The sequence below is a fragment of the Priestia sp. VA7 genome, assembly GCF_055710015.1.
On record NZ_JBVQPN010000005.1, the window covers coordinates 63828 to 89515 of the forward strand.

27 protein-coding genes, 1 pseudogene and 1 riboswitch are annotated in these 25688 nt (G+C 39.2%); of the genes and pseudogenes, 6 read left to right on the forward strand and 22 right to left on the reverse strand.

Going from position 1 to position 25688, the window contains the following annotated elements; translation table 11 throughout:
- Nucleotides 1-12 precede the first annotated feature (12 nt).
- From sufC to AC0C45_RS22485, 13 genes are all read right to left on the reverse strand, one after another.
- The gene (sufC, locus tag AC0C45_RS22425) at nucleotides 13-798 is read right to left on the reverse strand and encodes a Fe-S cluster assembly ATPase SufC (protein ID WP_013059647.1); all 786 of its coding nucleotides are present in this window, start codon (nucleotides 796-798) and stop codon (nucleotides 13-15) included.
- 239 nt (nucleotides 799-1037) lie between these two features.
- Nucleotides 1038-1403, reverse strand: a complete 366-nt coding sequence (locus tag AC0C45_RS22430) for a carboxymuconolactone decarboxylase family protein (protein ID WP_013059648.1) — start codon at nucleotides 1401-1403, stop codon at nucleotides 1038-1040.
- Nucleotides 1404-1525: 122 nt separating this feature from the next.
- A complete protein-coding gene (locus AC0C45_RS22435) occupies nucleotides 1526-2362 on the reverse strand; it encodes a MetQ/NlpA family ABC transporter substrate-binding protein (RefSeq protein ID WP_047931109.1) in 837 nt (278 codons plus the stop codon).
- 17 nt (nucleotides 2363-2379) lie between these two features.
- Complete coding sequence (locus AC0C45_RS22440; protein WP_016765829.1) at nucleotides 2380-3048, reverse strand: methionine ABC transporter permease; 669 nt, start codon at nucleotides 3046-3048, stop codon at nucleotides 2380-2382.
- Nucleotides 3041-4066, reverse strand: coding sequence for a methionine ABC transporter ATP-binding protein (locus tag AC0C45_RS22445; protein WP_016765830.1), 1026 nt, complete (start codon nucleotides 4064-4066; stop codon nucleotides 3041-3043). The genes AC0C45_RS22440 and AC0C45_RS22445 overlap by 8 nt, the downstream gene beginning before the upstream one ends.
- A 131-nt stretch (nucleotides 4067-4197) precedes the next feature.
- Nucleotides 4198-4305, reverse strand: a riboswitch (SAM riboswitch).
- Nucleotides 4306-4485: 180 nt separating this feature from the next.
- Entirely contained in the window at nucleotides 4486-4785 is a 300-nt protein-coding gene (locus tag AC0C45_RS22450; RefSeq protein ID WP_013059652.1) for a thioredoxin family protein, read from the reverse strand.
- Nucleotides 4786-4799: 14 nt separating this feature from the next.
- Nucleotides 4800-5150 carry a toprim domain-containing protein gene (locus AC0C45_RS22455; protein ID WP_034648482.1) on the reverse strand — a complete coding sequence of 117 codons (351 nt, stop codon included), beginning with the start codon at nucleotides 5148-5150 and terminating at the stop codon, nucleotides 4800-4802.
- A gap of 181 nt (nucleotides 5151-5331) precedes the next feature.
- A complete protein-coding gene (locus AC0C45_RS22460; RefSeq protein WP_013059654.1) occupies nucleotides 5332-5577 on the reverse strand; it encodes a YusG family protein in 246 nt (81 codons plus the stop codon).
- A 79-nt stretch (nucleotides 5578-5656) separates the two neighbouring features.
- On the reverse strand, nucleotides 5657-6040 hold the full coding sequence (gcvH, locus tag AC0C45_RS22465) for a glycine cleavage system protein GcvH (protein ID WP_034648479.1): 384 nt from the start codon (nucleotides 6038-6040) through the stop codon (nucleotides 5657-5659).
- A gap of 135 nt (nucleotides 6041-6175) precedes the next feature.
- The gene (locus AC0C45_RS22470; protein WP_013059656.1) at nucleotides 6176-6532 is read right to left on the reverse strand and encodes an arsenate reductase family protein; all 357 of its coding nucleotides are present in this window, start codon (nucleotides 6530-6532) and stop codon (nucleotides 6176-6178) included.
- Between the two features lie 115 nt (nucleotides 6533-6647).
- Nucleotides 6648-8432, reverse strand: coding sequence for an acyl-CoA dehydrogenase family protein (locus tag AC0C45_RS22475; protein WP_237893091.1), 1785 nt, complete (start codon nucleotides 8430-8432; stop codon nucleotides 6648-6650).
- Between the two features lie 23 nt (nucleotides 8433-8455).
- Nucleotides 8456-9634 (reverse strand): acetyl-CoA C-acetyltransferase, encoded by a 1179-nt coding sequence (locus AC0C45_RS22480; RefSeq protein ID WP_013085348.1) that lies wholly within the window; start codon nucleotides 9632-9634, stop codon nucleotides 8456-8458.
- A 12-nt stretch (nucleotides 9635-9646) separates the two neighbouring features.
- Nucleotides 9647-12028 carry a 3-hydroxyacyl-CoA dehydrogenase/enoyl-CoA hydratase family protein gene (locus tag AC0C45_RS22485; RefSeq protein WP_171777804.1) on the reverse strand — a complete coding sequence of 794 codons (2382 nt, stop codon included), beginning with the start codon at nucleotides 12026-12028 and terminating at the stop codon, nucleotides 9647-9649.
- A gap of 184 nt (nucleotides 12029-12212) precedes the next feature.
- On the opposite strand from AC0C45_RS22485, the gene AC0C45_RS22490 reads away from it, so the two are divergent.
- Entirely contained in the window at nucleotides 12213-12362 is a 150-nt protein-coding gene (locus AC0C45_RS22490; protein ID WP_013059660.1) for a YuzL family protein, read from the forward strand.
- 79 nt (nucleotides 12363-12441) lie between these two features.
- On the opposite strand, the gene AC0C45_RS22495 is transcribed toward AC0C45_RS22490, so the two are convergent.
- The 6 genes from AC0C45_RS22495 to AC0C45_RS22520 form a co-directional block, all read right to left on the reverse strand.
- Nucleotides 12442-13359: a proline dehydrogenase family protein gene (locus tag AC0C45_RS22495; RefSeq protein WP_016765834.1), complete on the reverse strand. Its 918-nt coding sequence runs from the start codon at nucleotides 13357-13359 to the stop codon at nucleotides 12442-12444.
- Between the two features lie 177 nt (nucleotides 13360-13536).
- Nucleotides 13537-13794, reverse strand: a complete 258-nt coding sequence (locus AC0C45_RS22500; protein WP_013059662.1) for a YusU family protein — start codon at nucleotides 13792-13794, stop codon at nucleotides 13537-13539.
- Entirely contained in the window at nucleotides 13787-14554 is a 768-nt protein-coding gene (locus tag AC0C45_RS22505) for an IucA/IucC family C-terminal-domain containing protein (RefSeq protein ID WP_047931113.1), read from the reverse strand. Before AC0C45_RS22505 ends, AC0C45_RS22500 begins: the two co-directional genes overlap by 8 nt.
- Complete coding sequence (locus tag AC0C45_RS22510) at nucleotides 14544-15371, reverse strand: ABC transporter ATP-binding protein (protein WP_013059664.1); 828 nt, start codon at nucleotides 15369-15371, stop codon at nucleotides 14544-14546. The genes AC0C45_RS22505 and AC0C45_RS22510 overlap by 11 nt, the downstream gene beginning before the upstream one ends.
- Before the next feature lie 26 nt (nucleotides 15372-15397).
- A complete protein-coding gene (locus AC0C45_RS22515) occupies nucleotides 15398-16447 on the reverse strand; it encodes a FecCD family ABC transporter permease (protein ID WP_029319259.1) in 1050 nt (349 codons plus the stop codon).
- A complete protein-coding gene (locus AC0C45_RS22520) occupies nucleotides 16444-17448 on the reverse strand; it encodes a FecCD family ABC transporter permease (protein ID WP_237893093.1) in 1005 nt (334 codons plus the stop codon). Before AC0C45_RS22520 ends, AC0C45_RS22515 begins: the two co-directional genes overlap by 4 nt.
- A 179-nt stretch (nucleotides 17449-17627) precedes the next feature.
- Here AC0C45_RS22520 and AC0C45_RS22525 point away from each other — a divergent pair, with 179 nt between their 5' ends.
- A complete protein-coding gene (locus tag AC0C45_RS22525; RefSeq protein WP_034648466.1) occupies nucleotides 17628-18614 on the forward strand; it encodes an ABC transporter substrate-binding protein in 987 nt (328 codons plus the stop codon).
- Nucleotides 18615-18725: 111 nt separating this feature from the next.
- Nucleotides 18726-18899 carry a YozQ family protein gene (locus AC0C45_RS22530; RefSeq protein ID WP_013085357.1) on the forward strand — a complete coding sequence of 58 codons (174 nt, stop codon included), beginning with the start codon at nucleotides 18726-18728 and terminating at the stop codon, nucleotides 18897-18899.
- A 34-nt stretch (nucleotides 18900-18933) separates the two neighbouring features.
- Here AC0C45_RS22530 and AC0C45_RS22535 read toward each other — a convergent pair whose 3' ends face one another.
- Nucleotides 18934-19071, reverse strand: a complete 138-nt coding sequence (locus tag AC0C45_RS22535; protein WP_237893094.1) for a hypothetical protein — start codon at nucleotides 19069-19071, stop codon at nucleotides 18934-18936.
- Nucleotides 19072-19107: 36 nt separating this feature from the next.
- Nucleotides 19108-22218, reverse strand: coding sequence for an efflux RND transporter permease subunit (locus AC0C45_RS22540; protein WP_034648463.1), 3111 nt, complete (start codon nucleotides 22216-22218; stop codon nucleotides 19108-19110).
- A 269-nt stretch (nucleotides 22219-22487) separates the two neighbouring features.
- On the opposite strand from AC0C45_RS22540, the gene AC0C45_RS22545 reads away from it, so the two are divergent.
- Nucleotides 22488-23360 carry a TetR/AcrR family transcriptional regulator gene (locus AC0C45_RS22545; protein WP_034648460.1) on the forward strand — a complete coding sequence of 291 codons (873 nt, stop codon included), beginning with the start codon at nucleotides 22488-22490 and terminating at the stop codon, nucleotides 23358-23360.
- Between the two features lie 24 nt (nucleotides 23361-23384).
- Here AC0C45_RS22545 and AC0C45_RS22550 read toward each other — a convergent pair whose 3' ends face one another.
- Complete coding sequence (locus AC0C45_RS22550; protein ID WP_013085360.1) at nucleotides 23385-23969, reverse strand: DUF502 domain-containing protein; 585 nt, start codon at nucleotides 23967-23969, stop codon at nucleotides 23385-23387.
- Between the two features lie 268 nt (nucleotides 23970-24237).
- Between AC0C45_RS22550 and AC0C45_RS22555 the strand changes: the two are divergent.
- Together AC0C45_RS22555 and AC0C45_RS22560 are read left to right on the forward strand one after the other, a co-directional pair.
- Nucleotides 24238-24351, forward strand: a pseudogene (locus AC0C45_RS22555) (SDR family oxidoreductase); the annotation flags it as partial.
- A gap of 126 nt (nucleotides 24352-24477) precedes the next feature.
- Complete coding sequence (locus AC0C45_RS22560) at nucleotides 24478-25680, forward strand: MFS transporter (protein ID WP_025752638.1); 1203 nt, start codon at nucleotides 24478-24480, stop codon at nucleotides 25678-25680.
- Nucleotides 25681-25688 lie beyond the last annotated feature (8 nt).

Genomic DNA, 25688 nt, shown 5'->3' on the forward strand with positions numbered 1-25688 from the left:
TCCTCCTAACTCTTAAGCTTCTTGCTCTACAGTTTCGTCTTCAATACCTAATTCTTGTTTGATCCAGTCATAACCTTCTGCCTCTAGACGCTGTGCTAATTCTGGTCCGCCTGATTTTACAACGCGACCTTGCATCATAACGTGAACTTTATCTGGTGTAATGTAGTTTAATAAACGTTGATAGTGAGTAATCATTAAGCAACCGAATTCGCTGCCGCGCAGTTCATTAATACCTTTTGATACAACTTTTAACGCATCGATATCTAAACCAGAGTCGATTTCATCTAAAATTGCAATTCCTGGTTGAAGCATCATTAATTGAAGAATTTCGTTACGCTTCTTCTCACCGCCAGAGAAACCTTCATTTAGGTAACGCTGTGCCATGTCTTGATCCATTTCTAAGAAATCCATGTTTTTGTCTAATTGACGGATGAATTTCATTAGTGAAATTTCTTCGCCTTCTTCACGACGAGCATTAATTGCTGAACGTAGGAAGTCTGCATTTGTTACACCGCTGATTTCACTTGGATATTGCATCGCTAGGAATAGACCTGCACGAGCGCGCTCATCTACTTCCATCTCAAGTACATCTTCGCCGTCTAGCGTGATGCTTCCTTGTGTAACCTCGTATTTAGGATGTCCCATGATTGCTGAAGATAATGTTGATTTACCAGTACCGTTTGGTCCCATGATTGCATGGATTTCGCCGCCCTTAACTTCTAAATTAACACCTTTTAAAATTTCTTTACCTTCAATTGCAACATGAAGATCTTTAATTGTTAAAGTTGACCCTGCCATATTAAAACCTCCAGTTATAGACGTATATAGTAAAAAACGATATACCTATATCTTTTTAATTATTCTCATTTTATTCTCATTACAATCTTATAACAAATGAAAACTTATAGCAACCTTTTGACCCAAAAGGTTTTAAACCATTATGTACATTTTTCAAGACTAAATCCACTCATAAAAAAGTTGCCTTAAAAGACTCCATAGAGCCTTCTAAGACAAGCTTTTTTACCCTCTTTATTTACTTAGTGCGTGTGGCTAGTCAGTTCTGAAATACACTCTTGGACAAGCGTAACGGACTGACTCATCGCTGCGCCTCCGCCAAATGCTGCTGACACTCCGCATGCTTCTAAAATTTCTTGTTCAGTTGCACCTTGATCAATGCAGCCTTTTGTATGATAAATCATACAGTACTCGTCTTGAGCTACTACGCTGATTCCTAACGCGATTAACTGCTTTTCTTTTTTAGAAAGAGAACCTTCTCCAAAACATGCTTCAGTAAACGCATTAAACGTTTTTGTTACTTCCGGCAATTTTTCGCTAAATTTCCCAACACCCATTTTATAATCATGAAGTGCTTGCTCAGTTGAATGACGTGCTTCTTGCTGCATAACGTCAGCTCCCATCATCAGTAAAGTTTTCACGGTTAGTATGCGTGAGAAAAATAAGAGTTATTCGTTTTCCCGCATACAAAAAAAGCACTTGCTCAGAGTGGGCAAGCGCTTTTCTTCTATTATTTATTTACCGGCAGTACTCCGCCTTTGTATTTTTCTTTAATGTAGTCTTGAATTTCTTCAGAGTGAAGAACTTTTACTAAAGCTTTCACCGTATCTTTATTTTCGTCGCCTTTGTGAACCGTAATAATGTTTGCATAAGGGTTATTTTCCTTGCTTTCAACTGCGATTGGATCTTTTACTGGATCTAAACCAGCATCGATAGCATAGTTAGCATTGATAACAACAGCGTCACCTTCATTGTTTTTGTACATTTGAGGTAACAATCCGCCTTCAACATCGGCTTTAAATTTTAAATTTTTAGGGTTTTCTACAATATCTTTAATTTGTGCATCTATTTTCTTTACGCCTGGCTTTAATTTGATCACGCCAGCTTTTTCAAAAATCGATAATATACGTCCTTGCTCTGCTACCGCATCACGCATAATAACTGTACCGTTTTTCGGAAGATCTTTTAAGCTTTTGTATTTTTTAGAGTAGATACCAATTGGTTCAATATGAATGGCACCGGCACTTACGAAATCATACCCTTTTTCACCCTTGTGATCTTTTAATACTGAATTCATATAAGGAACATGCTGGAAGTAGTTTGCATCAATTTCATTGTTTGCAAGAGCTGTGTTCGGTAAGATGTAATCTTGGAATTTTTTAATTTCTAAGTCAATTCCTTGTTTTTCTAAAATCGGTTTTGCTTGTTCTAAAATTTCAGCATGAGGCGTATTAGATGCACCCACGACAATTTTTTTTTCATCTTTTGATCCATTGTTAGATCCACACGCAGCTAATCCTACTACTAGTGCAGATGTTAATGCTAAAGCCGAAAGCCATTTTTTCATAATAAATAATCCTCCCTTTATCTTTTATCAATTTTTGCAGTAATCGCATCTCCAATAAGTTGGATAATAAATACAATAATCAAAATTAAGATTGTAGCGGCTAGCGTTACGTCATTATGACTGCGCTGGAACCCTTCTAAATATGCAAGGTTTCCAAGACCTCCGGCTCCAATCACACCCGCCATTGCCGTATAGCCGACTAATGCAATCGTTGTTACCGTCAAACCGGAAATTAAAGCTGGCAGCGATTCAGGTAAAAGCACTTTAAAAATAATGGTGCTTGTTGTTGCTCCCATTGATTTAGCAGCTTCAATCACGCCTTTATCAATTTCGCGCAAACCAATTTCTACAAGACGCGCATAAAATGGTGCTGCTCCAACAATTAAAGCAGGTAACGCTGCATTAGCACCTAAAATACTTCCTACCAATGCTTTAGTAAATGGAATCAGTAAAACAATTAAAATAATGAATGGAATGGAACGAAAGATATTTACAACCGCTGACACAATGGCATATAAAGGTTTGTTTTGCCAAAGCTGTCCTTTGGACGTTAAAAATAAAAGCAAGCCCAATAAAATACCTAGAACAAATGTGGCTACAACTGAAATAGCCGTCATATATAGTGTTTCATTTGTCGCTTGAATAAAATCATCTAAAATAACGTTTGGAAATAGTTTCTCAAGCATTTGTCATTACCTCCACTTCTACCTGCTGCTCATGAATGTATGCAATGACTTTTTCAACTTCTGTTAATTCTCCGTCTAAATGAACGAACAACGTTCCGTATGAACCTGTTTGCGTATGAGAAATCTTTCCTTGTAAAATATTAATCGTTACATCAAACTGTTTTAAAATCGTTGTAATGAGCGGTTGCTCTGCTTTTCCGCCAACAAACGTCAGCTGAATAATTTGCCCGCTTGGATACAGCTCTTTCACTTGTTCAATCGTTTCAAACGTTTCCTCTGGTTCAGAAATCTGTTGAACAAATCGTTTTGTAATCGGCTGCTTAGGTTTTCTGAATACTTCTAGCACTTGTCCTTCTTCTACTACTGCCCCATTTTCCATAACGGCTACTCGATGACAAATTTTACGAATGACGTGCATTTCATGAGTAATTAATACAATGGTTAACCCTAGCTTCTCATTAATATCTACTAACAGATCTAAAATAGAATCTGTCGTTTGAGGATCAAGCGCTGATGTTGCTTCATCACAAAGCAATACTTTTGGATTATTCGCTAGCGCTCGAGCAATACCAACACGCTGCTTTTGTCCACCGCTAAGCTGCGATGGATAAGCATTTTCACGACCTTCAAGTCCAACTAGCTTAATGAGTTCGTCTACTCGTTTCATTCTTTTTTCTTTTGAAATCCCTGCTATTTCTAACGGAAAAGCAATATTTTCTCTCACCGTACGCGACCATAAGATATTAAAGTGTTGAAATACCATACTAATTTCTTGTCTCGCTTTTCTGAGTTTTCCGCCTTTAATTTTTCCAATATCATTACCTGCTACCTCGACCGTTCCTGTCGTTGGTGTTTCTAATCCGTTTAGCAAGCGAATCAAAGAACTTTTCCCCGCTCCGCTATAACCAATAATTCCGTAAATTTCACCTTGGTTAACGGTTAGATTCACATTATCAACAGCTGTTACTTGACCGCTTTTAGCCTGATAAATTTTTGTAACGTCTGTTAATGTAATCATATTTCTTCACCTTCTTTAATAAAAACTTAATTATGTTAGGTTGTCCTATAGGATAAAAAAGCCGTAAAACAATTTTCCCCATTAAAAAAGCCTCTCTGCGCATGACAGAAAGGCTCGATATTTAATCCTTTCTCTCATCTTTCAAAGCGCATAGCTTTGCAGGAATTGGCACCATTTCAGTTAGTCTGACGGTTGCCGGGTTTCACAGGGCTCAGTCCCTCCACCTCTCTTGATAAGAGTTCGCAACAATTATTTTGTTTTTGGGAAATATTCATTCATTTATGAACATTCATGAGTGTGATTTTAGCATGTGTCAGATAGGCTGTCAACAGATTTTGTTCTTGGGATAATATCCCAAGATTTCAACAATCCCAATGGTTTGCTCTCTTTCAATTTCTTCATTTTAAACAAACGTTTGATTATCGAAGCTCTTCAAGTACGTGCTCGATGGAATGAAACGCATAGAGTTTTTTTACCATTTCGCCATTTTTCACTTCAATCAAACAAGGTACACTTTCAATTGAAAATACTTCTGCTTTTGAGGGCATATAATTTAAATTGCTCATTCCGATGGTCACACCGGGCAGCATCGCTTCTGCTACGGTTAACATTTTTTTTGCCAGCTGACATGTCCCGCAAAAAGGTGTATGGAAAAAGATAAACGCTCTTTGTCCTTCTTTTAACTGATCGTCAAGCTGTTTTTCGCTCCATTCTTGCATGTTGCTCATTCCTTTTATGTTAAAAATTCTGCATTAACATCGATATTGGCACTCAGTAATACTGTTGCTATGTGATTTCTAGGGGCGGCAGCAACCTCTCGGTACATTTTATCAATATATAGATGCTCTGCTTCCGGAAGCTCTCGTTTAAATTGTTTTCTTAGCTTATTCCCTGAATCATCAGAGTCAACGAGTATGTATACCTCTTTGTTAAACGTAAAGTCAATAATTTCATCCAGCTTTGATAAACTAATCGTACCGTTTGTACAAATAATTTCAATTGGTTCTCGAATGATATCTTGGATACGTTTTTTATCTGATTTTCCTTCAACAATAATTACTTTTTCAATTTCAATTAGCCCCATTTTCATCACCCATAATCGTCAGTTGTATAGTAACATCATTTCTTTATGCTATACAATATTCGTTAATGTATCACAGTTCACCTGTTTTTTAAAAGAAATTTGCAAGAAAGAACTGTTTTAAAAGGCAGCTTAAGCCATATTGTTTCCATAAAACAAGAAAAACAGCGGCAGTTGCCACTGTTTAGCACCATCCTGCTTCTTCGTCGCAGTCTGTATATTTTTGCGTTTCACCTTGTTTTTGTACGTCCGTATATTGGTAGAACTTATTATTTTCTTGCGAATATCCTTCTTCAAAGCGGTATTCATTGCCGCTTGTTCCGTAACTAACTTCACCAATTGGCTGCTTATCAACATATAATTTCATACCGCCGTCATGAAATTTAGCTGTAACGCGATCTGTAACGTCCATTTTTTGTTTTTCAAACATAAAAAGACACTCCTTTAGCTTGTTTACTAATAGAGTGTCCAGTCAAAAATTTTTCATAAAGACAATTTATGGAGGAATATTATCCTTCGTTTGTCATTTCTTCGTATTGCTCTGCTGTCATTAGCTTGTCTACTTGAGAAGAATCAGATGGTTTGATTGTAATCATCCATGCTTCTTCGTATGGAGAATCATTAACAAGTTCAGGGCTATCGCTTAAGTTGTCGTTTACTGCTACAACTTCACCGCTAATTGGTGCATAGAGCTCAGAAACTGTTTTTACTGATTCAACGCTGCCAAACGGCTCGTCAGCTTCTACTGTTGCTCCTACTTCTGGCAGTTCAACGAATACGATGTCTCCAAGCTCAGCTTGAGCGAAATGTGTAATACCTACGCGGACAACGTCTCCTTCTGTTTTTACCCATTCATGCTCTTCAGAATAACGCAAATCTTTTGGTGTACTCATCTTAATCCCTCCAAAATATGTATCGTAATTTGTTTATATAAAAAGCGCCTTCAACGTGGAGAACACTTTCTACAACCTAAAATAACTTCCTATTAACAGTGTAACGTAAAAGGTAAAAATTTTCTATTTGAAAACTCACTTCCACACGTCTTCAAACTGCTCTTCTTTGAAACCAAGCGTTACTTTTTGTCCATCTGTTAGCAGCGGACGCTTAATTAACATGCCATCTGACGCAAGAATAGACAGAAGTTCATCTTCACTCGCACTGCTTACTTTATCTTTAAGCCCTAATTCGCGATATTTTTTACCGCTTGTATTAAAGAATTTTTTTAATTCTAAGCCGCTGTTCTGATAATAAGACTGCAGCTGCTCTTTTGTTGGCGGGTTTTCTACAATATGAATTTCTTCATACGCTACTCCGTTATCATCCAGCCACTTCTTTGCTTTTCGGCACGTCCCACACTTTGGATATGAATAAAAAAATAATGACATTTCGTCGACCACCCTTTATTTTAAGCTTTTTTCGTATTTTAACACATCCTTTATCATTTACCTAGATAGAGGCTTCTTAAACAAAAAGGAGCTCGCAAAACGAGCTCCTTTTTTCTTAAACCGTGAACTTCTCTACTTCTAGAAGCGTTTTCGCAATCTCACGCTTTACGCTAATCACATTGATTGGTGTATAGCGCGTTAACTTGCGAAGAGACGAAAGCATGACTCTAAGCGTATCACCTTGTTCAACGCCAATTAACGTTTCTTTTGCATCTGCTTCGATTCGATTAAATGCTTCTTGGCAAAATACTTGGGTATACTTTAATTTTAAGCTATTCTGACCTGCTCCTATTTTGGAAATCGCTTTTTCAGTACGCAAAACAGTAGATTCCATTGCATATACGTTACTGATCATATCGGAAATATTAACGAGAATTTCTTGTTCTTTCTCTAATTCTTTGCCATACTTTTGTGCAGCTAATCCCAAAAGCAAGAGCGCAATTTTCTTCCCGTTTTGCACAAGCATTTTTTCTTGATCTAACGGCTCATTTCCTACTTCCTGCGGCATAAGCATCATCAATTCTTCTTGAAGCGTTTGTGCTTTTTGAAGCAGCGGAAGCTCTCCTTTTAGCGCTTTGCGTAAATATGTGCCTGGTACTAAAAGACGGTTAATCTCATTTGTTCCTTCAAAAATACGGTTAATGCGGGAATCGCGATACAAGCGCTCGATTTCATACTCACTCATAAAACCATAGCCTCCGTGAAGCTGCACCCCTTCATCTACGATGTAGTCAAGAGATTCCGTGGCAAACACTTTGTTTAATGAGCATTCAATAGCATATTCAGCAATGGAAGCGGCAATTTGTTTTCCGTCTTTTTGCTGTTCTTCTGAAAGCTGGCCCATATGGTCTTCGAAAAGTCCTACCGTACGATAGACGGAGCTTTCAGTTGCGTACAACTTAGAAGCCATTGTTGCTAACTTTTCTTGGGTTAATGAAAATTTAGCAATTGGCGTTTTAAACTGCTGACGCTGGTTAACATATTGAGACGTAATTTCTAATGCACGTTTTCCTGCTCCAACTGCTCCAACTCCAAGCTTATAGCGCCCAATATTTAAAATGTTAAACGCAATCACATGTCCTTTTCCAATTTCACCCAACACGTTTTCTTTTGGAACAAGCGCATCTTCAAGAATCAACGTTCTTGTTGATGAACTTTTGATTCCCATTTTCTTCTCTTCCGGTCCAACCGAAACGCCTGGGAATTCGCGCTCCACGATAAAAGCAGAAAATTTATCGCCGTCGATTTTCGCATACACCACGAACACATCAGCAAATCCGGCATTCGTAATCCACTGCTTTTCTCCATTTAACACATAGTGTGTACCTTCTGCGTTAAGGCGAGCTGTTGTTCGAGCACCCAGGGCATCGGAACCAGAACCAGGTTCTGTTAACGCATATGCTGCTATTTTTTCCCCAACTGCTAAAGCAGGTAAATATGCTTGCTTTTGCTCTTCTGTTCCAAATAAGACGATTGGCAATGACCCAATTCCTACGTGAGCACCATGAGTGATGGAAAATCCGCCTGCTCGAGACATTTTTTCAGCAATTAAAGCTGAGGTAATCTTATCTAAACCGAGGCCACCGTATTCTTCCGGTACATCTGCACCAAGTAAACCTAATTCACCAGCTTGTTTTAATAACTTTACAGAGCGTTCAAACTCATGCTTTTCTAAATATTCCACTTGTGGAAGGACTTCATTTTCTACAAATTCATCTGTCGTCTTGGCAATCATCTTTTGTTCAGATGTATAATCCTCCGGCGTGTAGACGCGGCTTGCATCGCCTTCTTCAATTAAAAAGCTTCCACCTTTAATCATTTGTTTTGTTTTATTTGACATGTTTATATCCCCCTTTGAAATGATTATGCTAACAACTCAAATACACCAGCAGCTCCCATTCCTCCGCCAATACACATGGTGACAATTCCAAACTGCTCATTCCGACGCTGCATTTCGTGCATTAAGCTAAGAGTCAGCTTAGCTCCGGTACAGCCTAATGGATGACCTAAGGCAATAGCGCCTCCGTTTACATTTACTTTATCTTCATTAATATTTAATTCACGAATAACGCCGAGTGCTTGAGAAGCAAATGCTTCATTCAATTCAAACAACCCGATATCAGAAAGTTCCAGCCCTGCTAGTTTAAGAGCTTTAGGGATGGCAGCTACCGGGCCAATCCCCATTACTTCAGGCGGAACTCCTCCAACTGCAAATGAGCGAAACTTAAGCAAAGGCTTTAACCCTTCTGCTTCAGCTTGTTCTTTATCCATTAGAAAAACGGATGCAGCTCCGTCACTTGTCTGCGAAGAGTTTCCAGCTGTTACCGATCCTTTAACCGAAAAAGCTGGACGAAGTTTCCCTAATACATCCGCAGTTGTGCCAGGACGAACTCCTTCATCTTGAGAGAACATCAGCTTTTGTTCACGGAGCTTATTGTTTTCATCCACTTTTCGAAGCGTCACTTCCACCGGAACAATTTCGTCGTTAAACTTCCCTTCTTGAAGTGCTTTTGCTGCTTTTTGATGGCTGCGTACAGCAAACGCATCCTGGTCTTCACGTGAAATTCCATATTTCATCGCCACTTGTTCTGCTGTATGTCCCATGCCCATATAATACTCCGGCGCATTTTCAACCAGCTGAACATTCGGACGCGCTACATTTCCAAACATCGGAACAAAACTCATTGATTCTGCTCCTCCAGCTAACACTGCTTTGGCTTGCCCTAGCATAATTCGTTCTGCACCATAGGCAATACTTTGCAAACCTGATGAACAATAACGATTAATCGTTATTGCTGGCACCGTATAAGGCAAACCCGCAAGAGCGCCAATATTTCGAGCCATATTCAAACCTTGTTCCGCTTCAGGCATCGCACAACCAATAATTAAATCATCAATTGGTCCTTCGTATCCGCCTGCTCGGCGAAGAGTTTCTTTAACCGCAATGGCTCCCAAATCATCAGGTCTAACACTTGCCAGTGAACCTTTTTTGGCTTTTCCAACCGGTGTCCTAGCACCTGCTACAATAACTGCTTCTCTCATTTTTTCTCCCCCTTAATTGCGCAGTGGTTTTCCTTTAACTAACATGTGCTGCATACGTTCTTGAGACTTCGCTTCTCCAACAAGGCTTAAAAATGCTTCTCTCTCTAAGTCCAGCAAATACTCTTCATCAACTTCCGAACCAAACGCTACACGTCCTCCGGCTAACACAAATGCTAACTTACTAGCAATTTTATAATCATGTTCTGATATATATCCTGAATACTTCATGGATTGAGCTCCTAGCAGCAACGTTGCATACCCTGTTTCTCCAACGACAGGGATCTTAGTTCTTACAGGCGGTTTATAGCCCGTGTCATGTAAAGCAAGGACTGAGTTCTTCGCGTCATTCAGCAGGTGATCTCCGTTTACGCTGATGCCATCATGGCGATTTAAGAAATTTAGCTGTTTAGCTTCTGCAGCAGAAGTGGATACTTTTGCAGTAGCAATTGTTTCAAATGTTTTATTCGCAATCTGCTGAAGATCGAGCGTTACACCGTTAGGTAAACCACTTAACTGTTTGATATAAAGCTCCTTGTTACCTCCTCCACCAGGAATGAGTCCGACTCCTACTTCTACAAGGCCCATGTAAGTTTCAGCAGAAGCTTGAATTTTAGCTGACGGCAAGCAAATTTCTGCTCCGCCTCCAAGAGCCATTGCAAACGGAGCTGCAACAACCGGCTTCTCATTGTATTTCACCTTCATCATTGCCTGTTGAAATTGTTTAATAACGAATTCAATTTCAAAATAATTGTCATCTTGTGCTTCCATTAAAATCATAGCTAAGTTAGCGCCAACGCAGAAATTTTTTCCTTGATTTCCTATGACCAGCCCTTTATAGTTCTTATTCACTTCTTCAAGAGACTGATTTAATAAGCTGATAATATCTAGCCCAATTGCATTGTTAGGAGAAGTGAACTGCAGGCACGCCACATCATCTCCTAAATCAATTAAACTCGCTCCGCTGTTTTCTAAAATGACATTATTTTGAGAGCGTAAAGACGACAGGTGAATCACCTTTTTATTTTCTTTTACCGCTTTATACTCCTCATCTTCGTAGTAAAGCGTTTGACCTTCCATTTCTTTATAAAAGCTTGTAAATCCGTTTTCCTGCATTTGTTTTACCCACTGCGGAATTGCTAAGCCCTCCTGCTCCATCTTCTCCATTGATTTTTCTAAACCAATTGCATCCCACGTCTCAAACGGACCCAGTTTCCAGCCAAACCCCCACTTCATAGCCTGATCAATGGCCACGATATCGTCGGCAATTTCATCTTTTAACTGAGCTGCATACACAAGAACGGGACTGATGATGTTCCAAAGAAGCTGACCAGCACGATCACCGGAGTATATAAGCGCTTTCATTTTGTTTTGCAGCCCTTTTGCCTGCTTGCTTAATTCCGTAGAAGCTGTTTTTAACTTCTTTCTCTCGACGTATTGAAGTGTACTAGGATCAAGTTCTAGAATTTCCTTTCCTTTCTTTAAAAAGAAGCCTTGCCCTGACTTGCTTCCTAGCCAGCCATTTTCCTGCATTTGTTTCATAAATAAAGGCACATCGAATACTTCTTTTTCTTTGCCTTCCACTTTGTCAAACACATTGTTGGCCACATGAATAAATGTGTCTAGTCCCACTACGTCTAACGTTCGAAACGTTGCACTTTTTGGTCTTCCAATTAAGGGACCCGTCACAGAGTCAACCTCTCCCACGCTGTAATTGCCTTTTAACATTTCTTGAACAGTCACAAGTAAACCGTACGTACCGATACGGTTGGCGATAAAGTTAGGCGTATCTTTTGCAATAACTACTCCTTTACCTAATACATCTTCACCAAACGTTTTCATATATTCAACAATTTCTGATTTTGTGTCATGAGTTGGAATGATTTCTAATAACTTTAAATAACGTGGTGGATTAAAAAAGTGCGTTCCTAAAAAATGCGCTTTAAAATCTTCTGAGCGTCCTTTAGCCATTTCGTGGATCGATATTCCTGAAGTATTTGAACTTACGATACTGCCTTTTTTTCGTACACTGTCAATTCTTTCAAACAGCTGCTGTTTAATATCAAGACGTTCCACTACTACTTCAATAATCCAATCACACTCGCTTAACTGCTGTAAATGATCTTCAAGATTTCCTGGCGTAATTAACGATAGTGATGACTTCGACGTTAAAGGTGCCGGTTTTTGCTTCGTTAATTTAGCTAGAGCAGTTGTACTCAACCGATTTCTCACTTGCCTATCTTCAAGCGTTAGCTGTTTTTTTTCCTCGTCTGCTGTTAATGAAGTTGGAACCACGTCTAGCAAAAGCGTTGGAATTCCTACATTTGCTAAATGAGCTGCAATTCCAGAGCCCATAACTCCTGAACCTAAAACGGCGGCTTTTTTTATGTTCATAATTATCCCCACATCCCCTTTAATATATTGAATGAATGATCATTCATTTTATGCGTAAAAAAAGAGAGTCACTGTTAATCTCTGTTTTTACTATAAAACATTTTTTAAATTTTCGCAATATATTCACAATATTATCTCTAACTATTTTTGAGGTGTTTGGTTATCTTAATACACAGGAGGTGATTTTGTGAGCAAATTAAAGAAGGATCCATCGTCAGCAGGCGTAAGCGCAGCAAGCGTTAAAGGAAATGCTGGACCGGTCAATGAACCGCACGGACGCGGCAAAAAGACATCTCAAAACCAACAGTACACAAAGCATAACACTCAAGGACATTAACCTCAAAATCGAACATGAGTAATCGAATCATGTTCGATTTTTGATTATTTCTTACTTTGTCATCACGACCATTTCATTATTATTTTTTTACAATTCCTTTTAAGACAAATGCGACATTTGCAGGTCTTTCTGCAAGGCGCCTCATAAAGTACCCATACCAGTCCGTTCCATAAGGAACGTACACTCTCATTTTATATTGTTCTGCTACGAGCTGAACTTGCCTTTCTGACCGAATGCCGTATAGCATCTGAAATTCAAACTGATTCATTGAAATTCCATGCTTTTTAACAAACTCTTTTGCATACTGAATGATTCGTTCATCGTGAGTAGCAACTGCTGTGTAGTGACCGTTTAATAAGTGGAGCCCAATTATGTTTTTGAAGTTTTCGTCTACGTCTTCTTTATCAGGAAACGCCACGTCTGCTGCTTCTTTGTACGCCCCTTTCACTAACCTTAATTTAGGAGCATAAGCATCTAATTCACGGATGTCACTTTCTGTTCGATATAAGTATGCTTGAAGCACCGTCCCTACGTGTTCATACTCATTTTTTAATTGTTTAAATAGCTTAATCGTCTTGCTGCATCGCTTATAGTCCTCCATATCAATCGTCACAAATACGCTATATTTTTCCGCTTCTTCAAGAATACGCCGCATATGATGAAGTGCCAAATCCTCTGAAATATCCAGTCCCATAGACGTTAATTTCAAAGAAATTTCTGAATCTAACCTTTCTTTGTGTATAAGGTGAATGGCCTTTATGCATTGAGCTGCGGCATGATCAACTTCAGCTTCACTTTCCACAAACTCGCCAAGATAATCAATCGTTACTTTTAATCCCTGTTCATTTAGCTTTTTTATCACACTAACAGCTTCATCGATGGTTTCCCCTGCAACAAAACGTGCTGCTCCAAAACGTAAGCCATAGCGTTTAGCCAGCTTTGTTAACTTTTTGCTTTTTGATAACAATAAAAAAAAGTTTCTTATCGTTTGTTCCAAAGCAACCCCCCGCTTTCACTTGTCATACGCCTCACAAAATTTATTTAATTATCATTAATTTTACCATTTTCCAAACTAGATAGATAGGCACCCTTTATTAACCTATGCATACAAAATCAAAAAGCGACCGAGAGCTTTTGGATAAAAAAACATCCATCAGCTTCGTGATGAATGTTTTTATTCTGGTTTTCGCTGTGACGCTCGATGCGCTTCATTCAGCTCTTTGATTTCCTTTACAATCTCCACCATTTCCGCTTTTGCTTCCGGATATAATTGATTCCAATGCTTTGTTAAAGGAGGCATGGATTTTGAGATATGGTTGTAAAGTGCCCACATTTTTACTTTTTCCTGCAGCTGTTCGTCACTTTGACCAACCATTAGTTCCGTATACTTTTCAATTAAACCGTCGAATTGCTCTTGAAAGGTTTTACTCATGCACAATCACTCCTTTCTTTGGTTTACAAATAACCGGACAAGTTTGACAATAAGTCTTCTTAGCTCCTGTTTGGTAAGATAAACAGCACGTTTGCCGAACCCTTATCTCCTGCATTTGCTTCTCTACTTGAAGAGGTGAACTGTACCTAGCAAACGGATTATGATGGTATGAACCAAAGTGATGACCCTCAGCTTCTTCCAACACATATCGTAAATTCTTTTGTACTTGTACATTTTCTATTTCTTCATTTGCTAAAAGCAAATCATAAAGCCAGTGGATATAAACAGCTACGTTTTCCCACAGCGTCAGCTTTGAAATTTTTGTCACTTTACGCAGTGATGACCATATCCGCTCAATGTGATGAGCAAACAATTCATCAAGAAGTTCATCAAGAAGAATTTTCCGATTGTCCTCTGTTACTTCTTTCGTCTCAATTTCTGAGATGAACACTTTTGGGAGCCAGATCGTTTCAGCGTCTTCTGTATGCAACGAAACATTTTTAGTCGATGCGTTTATCTTTTTTTGAAACACAATAAATGAATACAAAGCCGCCACCACAACAAAGCTATACCGCTTCGCTAACATAGAGGCAGCTGCTCTCAAGTTATCAGCCTCCATCGTCTGTTGAATCCATAGCAGCTGAATCCTCAGCGTGCTTTCGTCCATGCAGCTGGAGGGAGACAACCTATACAGCGAGTTATCTTTAAACGTACAGCGGAATTTTTCTGCTAACTCGCTTTGCTCTTTCTTATTGAGCATGCTGCGTTTCAACGCGCAGCTTATTCACAATACATCGTCCGCGCCCATGAGGAATACAAAGAGGCGTTCCAAATAACGGATCCACCGTCACTTCACAGTTCATATTAAAGACTCGCTGTACTAAATCGCAGTTAATGACTTCTTCTGGTCTTCCCTGTGCATAGATTTTTTTATCTTGAAGCGCCACAATATGATGAGCATAGCGGCAGGCTAAGTTTAAATCATGCAGCACCATTACGATGGTACGATTTTCTTTTTCATTCAGTTCAAACAACAAGTCCAAGATCTCAATTTGATGCGTCATATCTAAATACGTTGTCGGTTCATCAAGTAAAATAATATCCGTATCTTGTGCTAATGTCATAGCAATCCATGCGCGCTGACGCTGTCCTCCAGAAAGCGAATCAACTTGACGATCAGCCAAGTCTGCTAACCCTGTTGCTTCGAGTGCATTTTGTACTTTTTCTTCATCTTCTTGAGACCACTGACGGAACCAATTTTGATACGGATAGCGCCCTTGTTTAACAAGCTGAAGCACTGTCAGCCCTTCAGGTGCAACAGGACCTTGCGGAAGAATTGCTAGCTGCTTTGCAATTTCCTTGGTAGGAAGAGAGGAAATTTTAGAGCCTTCTAGCAAAATAGAGCCGGCATGTGGCTTTAATAATCTTGCTAGTGAACGCAGCAGCGTAGATTTTCCGCATCCATTACTGCCGATAAAAACCGTAATCTCACCCTTTGGGATGGTAACGTCAAGCTCATCTATAATCATCGCTTCTCCATATGATAATGTTAGCGATTTTGTTTCTAACGAATGCATGCGAATCGCTCCTTCTACAAAGAATGCTATACGTTTCTTTGTTTGTATAGTAAATAAATGAAGTACGGTGCGCCAATTGCAGCTGTAAATACACCTGCTGGCACTTCGATTGGCAAGAAAAATGTTCGGCCAATTAAATCTGCTGCTGTGATTAAAATCGCTCCGATTAGTGCCGATAGCGGTATTAAAGCTCCGAATGAAGAACCTACCAGCTTTCGGGCAATATGTGGAGCAAGCAATCCTACAAAGCTAATTCCGCCGGCAAATGCAACGGCGCTTCCTGTTAAAGCTGTACTCATCAGTAATAGTGCCAATCGATTTTTTTGAACGCGACTTCCAACGTTAGTCGCAATTTCTTCACCTAATTCTTGAACATTTAAATTTCGAATCATTAAAATCGTGATTATAACCAGCCCTATTGTAACAGGAACTAGTACGGAAACACTGGCCCAGTTTGAGCCATACACCGTTCCTGTAATCCAAATATTTGCCTGGCTGGCGCGATAGATAGGACCCATAATCATAAACAGCGTGGTCATAGCTTTCGTTAACGCTGTTAATCCAATTCCTATTAATACTAGTGTAATAGGAGAGACGCCATTTTTCCAGGCAAACACATAAAGTAAAAGCGCCACTGCCAATGCACCTAAAAATGCGCTAACAGGCATCCAATTAATACTTACGGTTAACGAGTTGCTTTTATCACTAAATAGTGTCAAAAATAACACTACACCGACTGACGCTCCCCCTGTTAATCCAATCAAGTCTGGTGAAGCAAGCGGATTTCGCACAAGCCCCTGCAAGATAGCACCTGCAATGGCTAAACAAATACCGGCACAAATGGCAACGATAATGCGCGGAAGTCTAAAGGAGGTAACAACTAACCGTTCAAACTCCAGTCCATGACCCGCTAAAATGTTAATCACACGAAAGGGATTGATAAATAAGTCACCCGTACCTGCACTTAATAAAAAAAGAGCAATAAGTGCAGCTGAAAAACCAGTGATAATCAAAGCTGCTTTTATGTTAACTAAAAATGAAATCCGCTTTAAGCGAAGAGATAAGTATGTTTTCATGACGCCTTGGCCCCTTTCCTTGCCATATAGATAAAGAAAGGTGTACCAATAACAGCAGTCATGACTCCAACAGGGATTTCTTGAGGCATAATGACATACCTGGCCGCAACATCAGCTAATAAAATTAAAATCCCGCCGGCAACCCCACTATAGGGAAATACCCAGCGATAATCTTGTCCTACAATTGCTCTTACAACATGAGGAACAATGATTCCAACAAAGCTAATCGGACCGGCTACTGCAACGGCTCCACCAGCTAAAATGGCAATAATGATCCCGCTTATAATTTTCACAAGAGCCGTTCTTTGACCTAATCCTTTAGCTACATCTTCACCAATCGTTAAAATATTAATTTTTGAAGCAATAAAAAACGTGACAATAATTGCTAGCACTACATAAGGCAGTATGCCATACAGCATTTCCACCTTGCGCCCTTGAACAGACCCAGCCAGCCAAAAGAGAACTTGATCAAGTGAAGATTCATCGACAGCCAGCAGCCCTTGTGTTAAAGAAGAGAAAAAGGCTGCAATAGCCGCTCCTGCGAGCGTCAATTTAATGGGCGTTAATCCTTCTTTTCCGATGGACCCAAGAAAATAGACAACCACTACGGTTAATGCCGCTCCTACAAATGCAATCCATGTAAAAGCTTGAAGTGAATTGACCGAAAAAATCATCACTGCAACAACAATAAAAAAGCTGGCCCCAGCGTTCACACCAATAATATCTGGTGAAGCAAGTGGGTTTTTCGTTAACGCCTGCATCATTGCTCCTGCAATTCCTAAACAAATACCTACCACAGCACCAATTATAGCGCGCGGCAATCGAATATTTTGAATAACTATGTGCTCATTCGAACCGTTAAACGCTTGAAAAGCTTCAAATGCTGTCTTGATACTTGTATCTGTGTATCCGAGTACGATACTTAATCCAATACAGATTAAAAGCAGCATGATTCCAATGATGAGCCCCATTACTTTCATTTGAACACTGCGTAGCATCATTTTCATTGCTCTCCTCTAAGATGATTCCTATATATATCTAACCTTTAGTTTAGGAAACATTGAAAAAAGTGTCAATGATTTTGAGAATCATTTTCAATTTTTAATTGACACCGCTTAAAAGTTAGAATATTATCTTAATTGTTAATGAAAATCATTATCACTTAAGAGGAGGAAGAGATGTGAATACATATTCTAAAGGCAAGTTGTCATATTTGTTATCCATTCTTACCATTATGACACTGCTTGTGCTGGCAGCCTGCGGTAATTCAAACAGCGCTGACGATAATAAAAAAGAAAAAACTGAGGGTTCTGGCGAAACTTATACAGTAAAACACGCAATGGATAAAACAGAGATTAAAGGAACACCTAAACGAGTAGTCGTTTTAACAAACGAAGGTACTGAAGCTCTTCTTGCAATGGGTGTAAAGCCTGTGGGTGCTGTTCAATCATGGTTAGGAAATCCGTGGTATGACCATATTAAAGGTCAGATGAAAGGCGTTAAAAGTGTAGGTACAGAAAGCGAGCCAAGCTTAGAAGCAATCGCAGCTTTAAAACCTGACTTGATTATCGGAAATAAGATGCGCCAAGAAAAAGTATACGATCAGCTGAGTCAAATTGCTCCGACTGTATTTTCTGAAGAGCTGCGCGGAGACTGGAAATCAAACTTTAAGCTATATGCAAAAGCTGTGAATAAAGAGGAAAAAGGTAAAGAAGTATTAGCTGACTATGACAATCGCGTAGCAGATTTAAAGAAACGTCTTGGTGATCAGTTAAAACAAAAAATCTCAGTTGTACGCTTTACAGCTGGAGACGTTCGTATCTATCATAAAGATTCGTTCTCAGGCGTTATTTTAGATCAGCTTGGCTTTGCTCGCCCTGAATCTCAAGACAAAAATGATTTTGCTGAAATGAATGCAACAAAAGAACGCATTCCGGCAATGGACGGCGATCAGCTATTCTACTTCTCTTATGAAACGGGAGACGGCGAAGCAACAAAGCTTGAAAAAGAATGGATAAACGATCCGCTTTTCAAAAAGTTAAAAGTAGCTCAAGAAGACCATGTTCATAAAGTAGATGATGCTACTTGGAATACAGCAGGCGGTGTGTTAGCAGCTAATATCGTACTTGATGATATTGAAAAAATCTTCTTAGATAAAAAACAATAATACTATGAAAGAAAGAGCTTCGACGAATCGAAGCTCTTTTTGCATGTATAATGTATTTCCTTTCATCGCACACTAACCGTGGTCTCACTTTATTAAATAGGAGTGGTGAAAATGAATTCAAAAAAACAGCCTAAAAAGCAGCCTGATACAAATGAAATGGCTGACCGTCAGTTCGAAACAGAAGATTATAACCGACAAGATGCACTCTCACAAGGCCTAGCAGAAACACATGAGCAAGTAAGCGACGCCTATCAAGAAGGATCATTTGAAGATACAGATCGTTAATAAAAAAAAGAGCTGACTCTAAGTCAGCTCTTTTTTATTTTGAATGCTGCCATGCCGTTTTAGGCAATGAGATGGACATCCACTGCTGGCGCTTTGATTTATCAATCGTTACTTTCTTTGCTTTAATTCCTTGTTGAATCAGCTGTTTCATTAGTTTATCAATTGACTTCATCGCTATTCACCTCAAAAGCGGAAATTTGTTTTGCTTCTACTTTTTTACTTTTTTGCGCTTAAACTTCATAAAAAACTCATAGACAATTGGAACGATAATGAGCGTAAGCAGCGTAGAACTTGTTAGTCCTCCGATTACCGTAACCCCTAGCCCTTTTGAAATAAGGCCTCCACCTTCAAATCCAAACGCTAATGGAAGCAGTGCACCAATCGTTGCAATAGCTGTCATTAAGATCGGGCGAAGACGTGTCATTCCAGCCTCTAGTAACGCTTCACGCGTCGACAGACCCTCTTGCTCTTTATGAATCACGCGGTCAATCAGCACAATTGCATTTGTTACCACAATTCCAATCAGCATAAGAGCTCCAATCATCGAAGAAATGCTGATTGTTTCTCCAGAGATTAACAGCGCCACTAGTGCACCAATAAGTGTAAATGGAAGTGAGAATAAGATAGCAAACGGTGCTAGCCCTCCACCAAATGTCAGTACTAGTACGAAGTACACGATACCGATGGCTGCGAGCATAGCAATTCCTAATTGACTAAATGAGTCATTAATTTGCTCTGATGCTCCGCCAAAGTTAATATCCATATCACTTGGCAAATCAATTTTCTTCACTTCTTTTTGGACGTTAGAAGAAACGCCGCCTACATCGTCACTCTTAATATCGGCACTTACCTCTGCATAAATTTTATTATCACGACGAGTTACCGTATTCGATGTTTTACCTTTTTTAATATCGACAACTTCATTTAATGTAACTTCCTGACCAGTTTGAGAGGTCACTTTTGTGCTTGAAAGTTCGGCAAAAGTAGAGAAATCCTCTTTTTCTTTTGGAAGGTATACGTTAATTTCGTTTCCATCTTTTTGGATAGTCGTTAATACTTCACGCTGTCCAAGGTTCGAAATTTGCATGCCGATTTGACTAGCAGACAAGCCGAGTTCAGCGGCTTTCTTTTGGTTCGGTACTAGCGTATATTCATCAAACGTATCTGAAAGCGTAGAATCGACATTTTTCAGTTCTTTATGCTTTTCTAGAACATGCTGAACTTTATCAGCATAAGGTTTGATTTCATCTAAGCTATCTCCGTAAATAAGGACGTTTAATGAATTATTGCTGCCGCTAGACGCTGTATTCATTGAGCCCCATTCACCTTGATTCGCTTGTTTATTAAGAGCTTTTAATACTTTATCCTGCTCTTTATCAAAGTTTTGTGTATCCTCGTCATATTGCACAAATGTTAAAACGTTATTTTTGCTTCCCGGATTAAACGAGTTGCCTTCACCGAACGAATACTGAACCGTTTTGACACCATCTCGCTTCATCAAGTACGCTTCTGCACGATTTGCTGCTTTTTCTACGTCGCTTTGAGACTGTCCTGCTTTCGGTGTATACGTAAGCGTCAGCGTTTTTTCTTGATCGGATGACAAGAAGCTCACGCCAATAGAAGGAACTAAGAATAAACTTCCTACTAACAGTAGGACGGCTAATCCAAAGGAAATAAGCTTATGGTTTAGCGTCCAGTTCAAAATTCGCTTATATCCATGCGCTAGTTTGCTTGGCTTTTCTTCTTTTACTTTTACATTTGTTTTAAATAACGAATGAGCAAGCATTGGCACGAGTGTTACCGCTACTAGCAGTGATGCTAACAGTGCAAAAACAACCGTTAACGCAAACGGTAAGAATAGCTCTCCTACCGGTCCTTCTACGAGACCTAACGGTAAGAATACGGCCACGGTTACGACTGTAGAAGAGAAAATTGGAACAAACATTTCTTTCGTCGCCGCAACAATTAAATCTTTTCCTTTAAGCTTTTCTTCCTGATAAGCCATGCGGCGGTAAATATTTTCAATAACGACAATGGAATCATCTACAACCCTTCCGATGGCTACAGTCATCGCTCCAAGCGTCATAATATTTAAAGAGATATCCATTGATTTGAGCGCCAAAATGGCGATTAATAGCGAAAGCGGAATTGAAATAACGGCAATAATCGTTGAACGAATATCACGTAAAAATAAAAGAATAATAATAACCGCAAAGACCGCACCGATAATAGCTTTATTTAGCATCGTATGAACAGAATCTTCAATCGGTTTACCTTGATCAAAAATATTGTCAACGTGAAGGTCTTTATTTTTCTTTTCTAGGCTATTCATTTTTTCTTTAATATCATTTACAACATTTACTGTGTTCGCATCCTTCGCTTTGACAACTTGTACAGCAATTGAAGGTTTTCCGTTCGTGCGAGAAATGGATTCTGCTTTCCCCATCACTTTAACATCCGCAATTTCTTTTAATTTCACAGTTGGAATCGAAGCTGCGGACGGCACCTGCTGTACGGCTCCTTGTGTCTGCTGCTGGCTCATTTCTTGTTGCTGACCTTGAGCAGCTCCTTGACTAGGCACAGCTGGGATCTCTAAGTTTTCCAAATCTTTTTCTGTTGTCATCTTTCCGTCTACCACAACAGATTTTTGAGATCCATCCATCGTATACGTACCAGCCGGCACTTTTGCATCGGATGCTTGGATCAGCTTTTTCACCGTATCTTCATCGAGTCCCAGCTGCTTGAGCTTGTCTTGTTTGAATACAAGTTCTGCTTCTTCAACTTGTTCTCCTGACACGCTGACCGAAGAAATTCCCTGCACTTTTTCAACTTGGGGAACAACGGTATTTTTTACATACTTCGTTAAGCCTTCTAATGATTTTTTATCATCTGAAACACTTAATGAAATAATCGGAAAATCACTGATGCTTTGCCTTGAAACATTTGGTTCCTCTACATCATCTGGCAGATCCACGTTTGAAAGAGCTCGCCTAACTTCGTCTTCTGCCTTCTCCATATTTTTACTAAAGCTATATTCAACTTGAATAGTAGCCATATTTTCATAAGAAGACGAGCTAACTGTGTCAACACCGCTCAGTCCCTGAAGCTTTTGTTCAATCGGCTTACTCACCTTATCTGCCACTTGTTCCGGAGTGGCTCCCGGATAAGTTGCACTGACTGTTACAACAGGCGTTGAAATATCAGGAATGGTCTCTAGTTTCATATTAAACCCTGAATACAGCCCTGCAATAATGACAAAGAGCGTTAACAGCCATACTGCAAATTTATTTTTCAATGAAAATTTAATAAACTTCCCCAATGCATATCCTCCTTCAAATATATGTATACTAATAAAATTGACTGATCGGTCACAACAACTTAAAATATAAATGACTAACTGGTCAGTGTCAACCCTAAGCAGGCTCTCTCCTAACATGTTCATAATAAAGACATATTTACGATAAATCGTTTTTTAAAGGAACTGACTCCCGGTTTTAACTTTGATATATACCTTTATCTTTTTTAGTGTATGATACTATTATCTAACGAAATGAATGGCTAAATTGTTCAATAAAGGAGGTAGAATACATGAAAGAAAAAGAAAAGAGAATAATTGAAGCTTCGATTAAGCTTTTTGCCAAAAAAGGATTTAATGCTACCTCTGTGCAAGAAATTGTAGATGAATGCAACATTTCAAAAGGTGCATTTTACCTGCACTTCAAATCTAAGGATGCACTTTTATTATCAATTCTAAACTTTTACTATGAAAAGCTCTTTAGCTCTGTTTATGCTCTCGACGAGGAAGTAAACGATGCCCGCAGCCGCTATATGAATCAGCTTATCTATTTCTATGAATTTATTACGGAGCATAGAGATTTTATTATCATGCAAATTCGTGAAAAATCTATTCCATTTAACAAAGAAGTGGAGACCTTTGTTCATAAAATGCAGCGAGAAACGTTTTACTTTCATCGCAAAAGCCTCGTTAGCGTATACGGAGAAGACGTAACTCCTTATATCTCGGATTTAACGAAAATGATTGAAGGTATTCATCATTCCTTTTTAGAAATTATTATCTTCAATCAATACGAGCTTACCTTTAAAGAAGTAGCACAGTACATAATGGACCGAGTTGATGTATTAGTAGAAGATTTATTGGCTAGAAAACCTCGTCCCCTTATTCCCGCTTCTTTTGGTGAAGATATATACGGAAAGGAACGAACGACTTTTCTAAGTAAAAATGAGCAGGTAAAACAAGTTCTTGAGGAAATTAAACATCTGCTAGACACCAGCGATCATATTTCTGATGAGCACGCAGACAGCTTTCACATTTTACAAACGGAGCTAAAAAAAGATAAGCCTACCGCTGCTATTGTAAAAGGCATGGTTGGAAATTTAACGGAACTTAAACCGTTGGAAGAACCGCTTAATCTTTTAACAGCCTTACTCCAACAAAAATAACAGAAGGCTTCAACAAGCCTTCTGTTATTTTTCTGTTTTTGAACTAGATACTCCCCCAGATAACACGAACTTCATGGCTTCTTCCGGCTTAATATCTAACCATTCAATTTCTTCTTTTGGAATCAAAAAAGTAAAACCAGCTACTTGAAAAGTTTGTGGAACATAGACGGCTACGTGGTCTTTTAACGAGTGAATCACCTCTTCTACTTCTTCAGAGGTCACAAACCCTATAACTTTCATTGACGTGCCGGGCATCGTCACTAAAGCGACTTTTGAAAAGGACTTTTTCTCTCCAAGAAAAGATTGAAACGTATCTTTAATAACGGTATATAGCGTTTTAACAAGCGGTATTCTTTCTAACAACCGGTCAATTAAGTTAATGATTTTCCCTGCAAAAAAACGAGTGGATAACCATCCTAAGAACGTAATTAAAAGAAGAGTCGCTAAGATCCCAACCCCCGGTATATAATCCTGCTTCATATAGGGCTTCAATACGTTTCCTAAAATGCTGTCTAAAAAATTAAACACTCTTACCAAAATATAAATAACAAGGATAATAGGGACAATCGTTAAGAGTCCATTAATAAAGCTTTTTATGATTGCTTTCATGTAAACACCTCATTTTTTCTGACATACTGCTGTTCATTATACAATGGATTTGCCTTATCTGCGTCTCTTTATTTTTATTCACATATGTATAACCTGGCAACGTTTTATCAAAATAATAGAGGAGGACATGAACATACATACCTATTACACTTATTTTTGCGGAGGGATACAATTGGAACGTCTAAAATCAAAAGTTTCTGTTATTACAGGGTCAAGCTCTGGCATAGGAAAAGCAACCGCTGAACGCTCCGCGAAAGAAGGTGCGGTATTATTTTTAGCATCCGATGACAGCTCATATGTAGCAGGTCATTGCATTGCGATAGACGGCGGTCATAGGACTTATACATGGTCTAAAAAAATGCTTTACAGTAAAATGTGGTAATAAAACCAGCTCTATACCACTAGGTATAGAGCTTTTCCGTTTGAATTTTTTCTTTAAAATAGACGTGACATTATGTCAAGACAGGTGTAAACTTAAAGCAAAATTCTTTGCTTCTAGGAGGAAGACATGAAAACAAAACAATTATCAGAACGTCAGCTGCTTGGCATCGCAGGGCTCGGGTGGCTCTTCGATGCAATGGATGTTGGCATTTTGTCTTTTATCATTGCAGCTCTTCACGCTGAATGGGGACTTTCCCCTACTGAAATGAGTTGGATAGGCAGCGTTAACTCGATCGGAATGGCGGTTGGAGCTTTGGTGTTTGGGTTACTGGCTGATCGAATTGGGCGAAAAACCGTTTTTATTGTAACTCTTGTTCTTTTTTCAGTGGCAAGCGGCCTTTCAGCTCTTACTACTACCCTTGCTGCTTTTTTAGTATTTCGATTTTTAATTGGAATGGGTTTAGGAGGAGAGCTTCCGGTTGCTTCTACACTTGTTTCTGAGACGGTGGCGCCGGAAAAACGCGGTAAAGTGGTAGTATTATTAGAAAGTTTTTGGGCCTTCGGCTGGCTGCTGGCAGCGCTTATTTCTTATTTTGTAATCCCAGCTTACGGGTGGCAGCTAGCGCTTATCCTAACGGCTATTCCAGCGTTTTATGCCATTTATTTGCGCATTAAACTGCCCGATTCTCCTCAGTTTGTAGAGGCGACAAAGGAAAAGAAACCGTCGATTGCGGACAATGTAAGAAGCGTGTGGTCTAAGCCTTATCGTCAATCTACCATTATGCTCTGGGTTCTGTGGTTTTGCGTTGTATTTTCATATTACGGCATGTTTTTATGGCTACCTAGCGTCATGGTCATTAAAGGATTTAGCTTGATCAAAAGCTTTGAATACGTATTGATTATGACATTAGCTCAACTGCCTGGCTATTATACGGCTGCTTGGTTTATTGAACGCATGGGCCGAAAATTCGTATTGGTCACATATTTGTTAGGTACGGCTGCTAGCGCATATATCTTTGGAAATGCCGAGTCACTTTGGCTGCTGCTAACAGCAGGTATGCTGTTGTCTTTCTTCAACTTAGGTGCTTGGGGTGCTTTATACGCGTATACACCTGAGCAATATCCGACATCTATCCGAGGCACAGGAGCTGGAATGGCTGCTTCTTTTGGACGAATTGGAGGAATTTTAGGGCCTCTGTTAGTTGGATATATGTCAACGCAAGGTACGTCTTTAACCGTTACGTTCTCAATCTTTTGTGGAGCTATTTTAATCGGTGTTGGTTCGGTTGTTTTTCTAGGAAAAGAAACCAAACAAAAGCAGCTCGCATAAACAAAGAC

What these genes read in the sequence shown, in the direction of transcription:
- sufC (WP_013059647.1), bottom strand. Translation starts at nt 798, where the DNA reads ATGGCAGGGTCAACTTTAACAATTAAAGATCTTCATGTTGCAATTGAA.
- AC0C45_RS22430 (WP_013059648.1), bottom strand. Translation starts at nt 1,403, where the DNA reads ATGCAGCAAGAAGCACGTCATTCAACTGAGCAAGCACTTCATGATTAT.
- AC0C45_RS22435 (WP_047931109.1), bottom strand. Translation starts at nt 2,362, where the DNA reads ATGAAAAAATGGCTTTCGGCTTTAGCATTAACATCTGCACTAGTAGTA.
- AC0C45_RS22440 (WP_016765829.1), bottom strand. Translation starts at nt 3,048, where the DNA reads ATGCTTGAGAAACTATTTCCAAACGTTATTTTAGATGATTTTATTCAA.
- AC0C45_RS22445 (WP_016765830.1), bottom strand. Translation starts at nt 4,066, where the DNA reads ATGATTACATTAACAGACGTTACAAAAATTTATCAGGCTAAAAGCGGT.
- AC0C45_RS22450 (WP_013059652.1), bottom strand. Translation starts at nt 4,785, where the DNA reads ATGCAAGAATGGAGCGAAAAACAGCTTGACGATCAGTTAAAAGAAGGA.
- AC0C45_RS22455 (WP_034648482.1), bottom strand. Translation starts at nt 5,150, where the DNA reads ATGGGGCTAATTGAAATTGAAAAAGTAATTATTGTTGAAGGAAAATCA.
- AC0C45_RS22460 (WP_013059654.1), bottom strand. Translation starts at nt 5,577, where the DNA reads ATGTTTGAAAAACAAAAAATGGACGTTACAGATCGCGTTACAGCTAAA.
- gcvH (WP_034648479.1), bottom strand. Translation starts at nt 6,040, where the DNA reads ATGAGTACACCAAAAGATTTGCGTTATTCTGAAGAGCATGAATGGGTA.
- AC0C45_RS22470 (WP_013059656.1), bottom strand. Translation starts at nt 6,532, where the DNA reads ATGTCATTATTTTTTTATTCATATCCAAAGTGTGGGACGTGCCGAAAA.
- AC0C45_RS22475 (WP_237893091.1), bottom strand. Translation starts at nt 8,432, where the DNA reads ATGTCAAATAAAACAAAACAAATGATTAAAGGTGGAAGCTTTTTAATT.
- AC0C45_RS22480 (WP_013085348.1), bottom strand. Translation starts at nt 9,634, where the DNA reads ATGAGAGAAGCAGTTATTGTAGCAGGTGCTAGGACACCGGTTGGAAAA.
- AC0C45_RS22500 (WP_013059662.1), bottom strand. Translation starts at nt 13,794, where the DNA reads ATGAGTAAAACCTTTCAAGAGCAATTCGACGGTTTAATTGAAAAGTAT.
- AC0C45_RS22505 (WP_047931113.1), bottom strand. Translation starts at nt 14,554, where the DNA reads ATGCTCAATAAGAAAGAGCAAAGCGAGTTAGCAGAAAAATTCCGCTGT.
- AC0C45_RS22510 (WP_013059664.1), bottom strand. Translation starts at nt 15,371, where the DNA reads ATGCATTCGTTAGAAACAAAATCGCTAACATTATCATATGGAGAAGCG.
- AC0C45_RS22515 (WP_029319259.1), bottom strand. Translation starts at nt 16,447, where the DNA reads ATGAAAACATACTTATCTCTTCGCTTAAAGCGGATTTCATTTTTAGTT.
- AC0C45_RS22520 (WP_237893093.1), bottom strand. Translation starts at nt 17,448, where the DNA reads ATGATGCTACGCAGTGTTCAAATGAAAGTAATGGGGCTCATCATTGGA.
- AC0C45_RS22530 (WP_013085357.1), top strand. Translation starts at nt 18,726, where the DNA reads ATGAATTCAAAAAAACAGCCTAAAAAGCAGCCTGATACAAATGAAATG.
- AC0C45_RS22535 (WP_237893094.1), bottom strand. Translation starts at nt 19,071, where the DNA reads ATGAAGTCAATTGATAAACTAATGAAACAGCTGATTCAACAAGGAATT.
- AC0C45_RS22545 (WP_034648460.1), top strand. Translation starts at nt 22,488, where the DNA reads ATGAAAGAAAAAGAAAAGAGAATAATTGAAGCTTCGATTAAGCTTTTT.
- AC0C45_RS22550 (WP_013085360.1), bottom strand. Translation starts at nt 23,969, where the DNA reads ATGAAAGCAATCATAAAAAGCTTTATTAATGGACTCTTAACGATTGTC.
- AC0C45_RS22560 (WP_025752638.1), top strand. Translation starts at nt 24,478, where the DNA reads ATGAAAACAAAACAATTATCAGAACGTCAGCTGCTTGGCATCGCAGGG.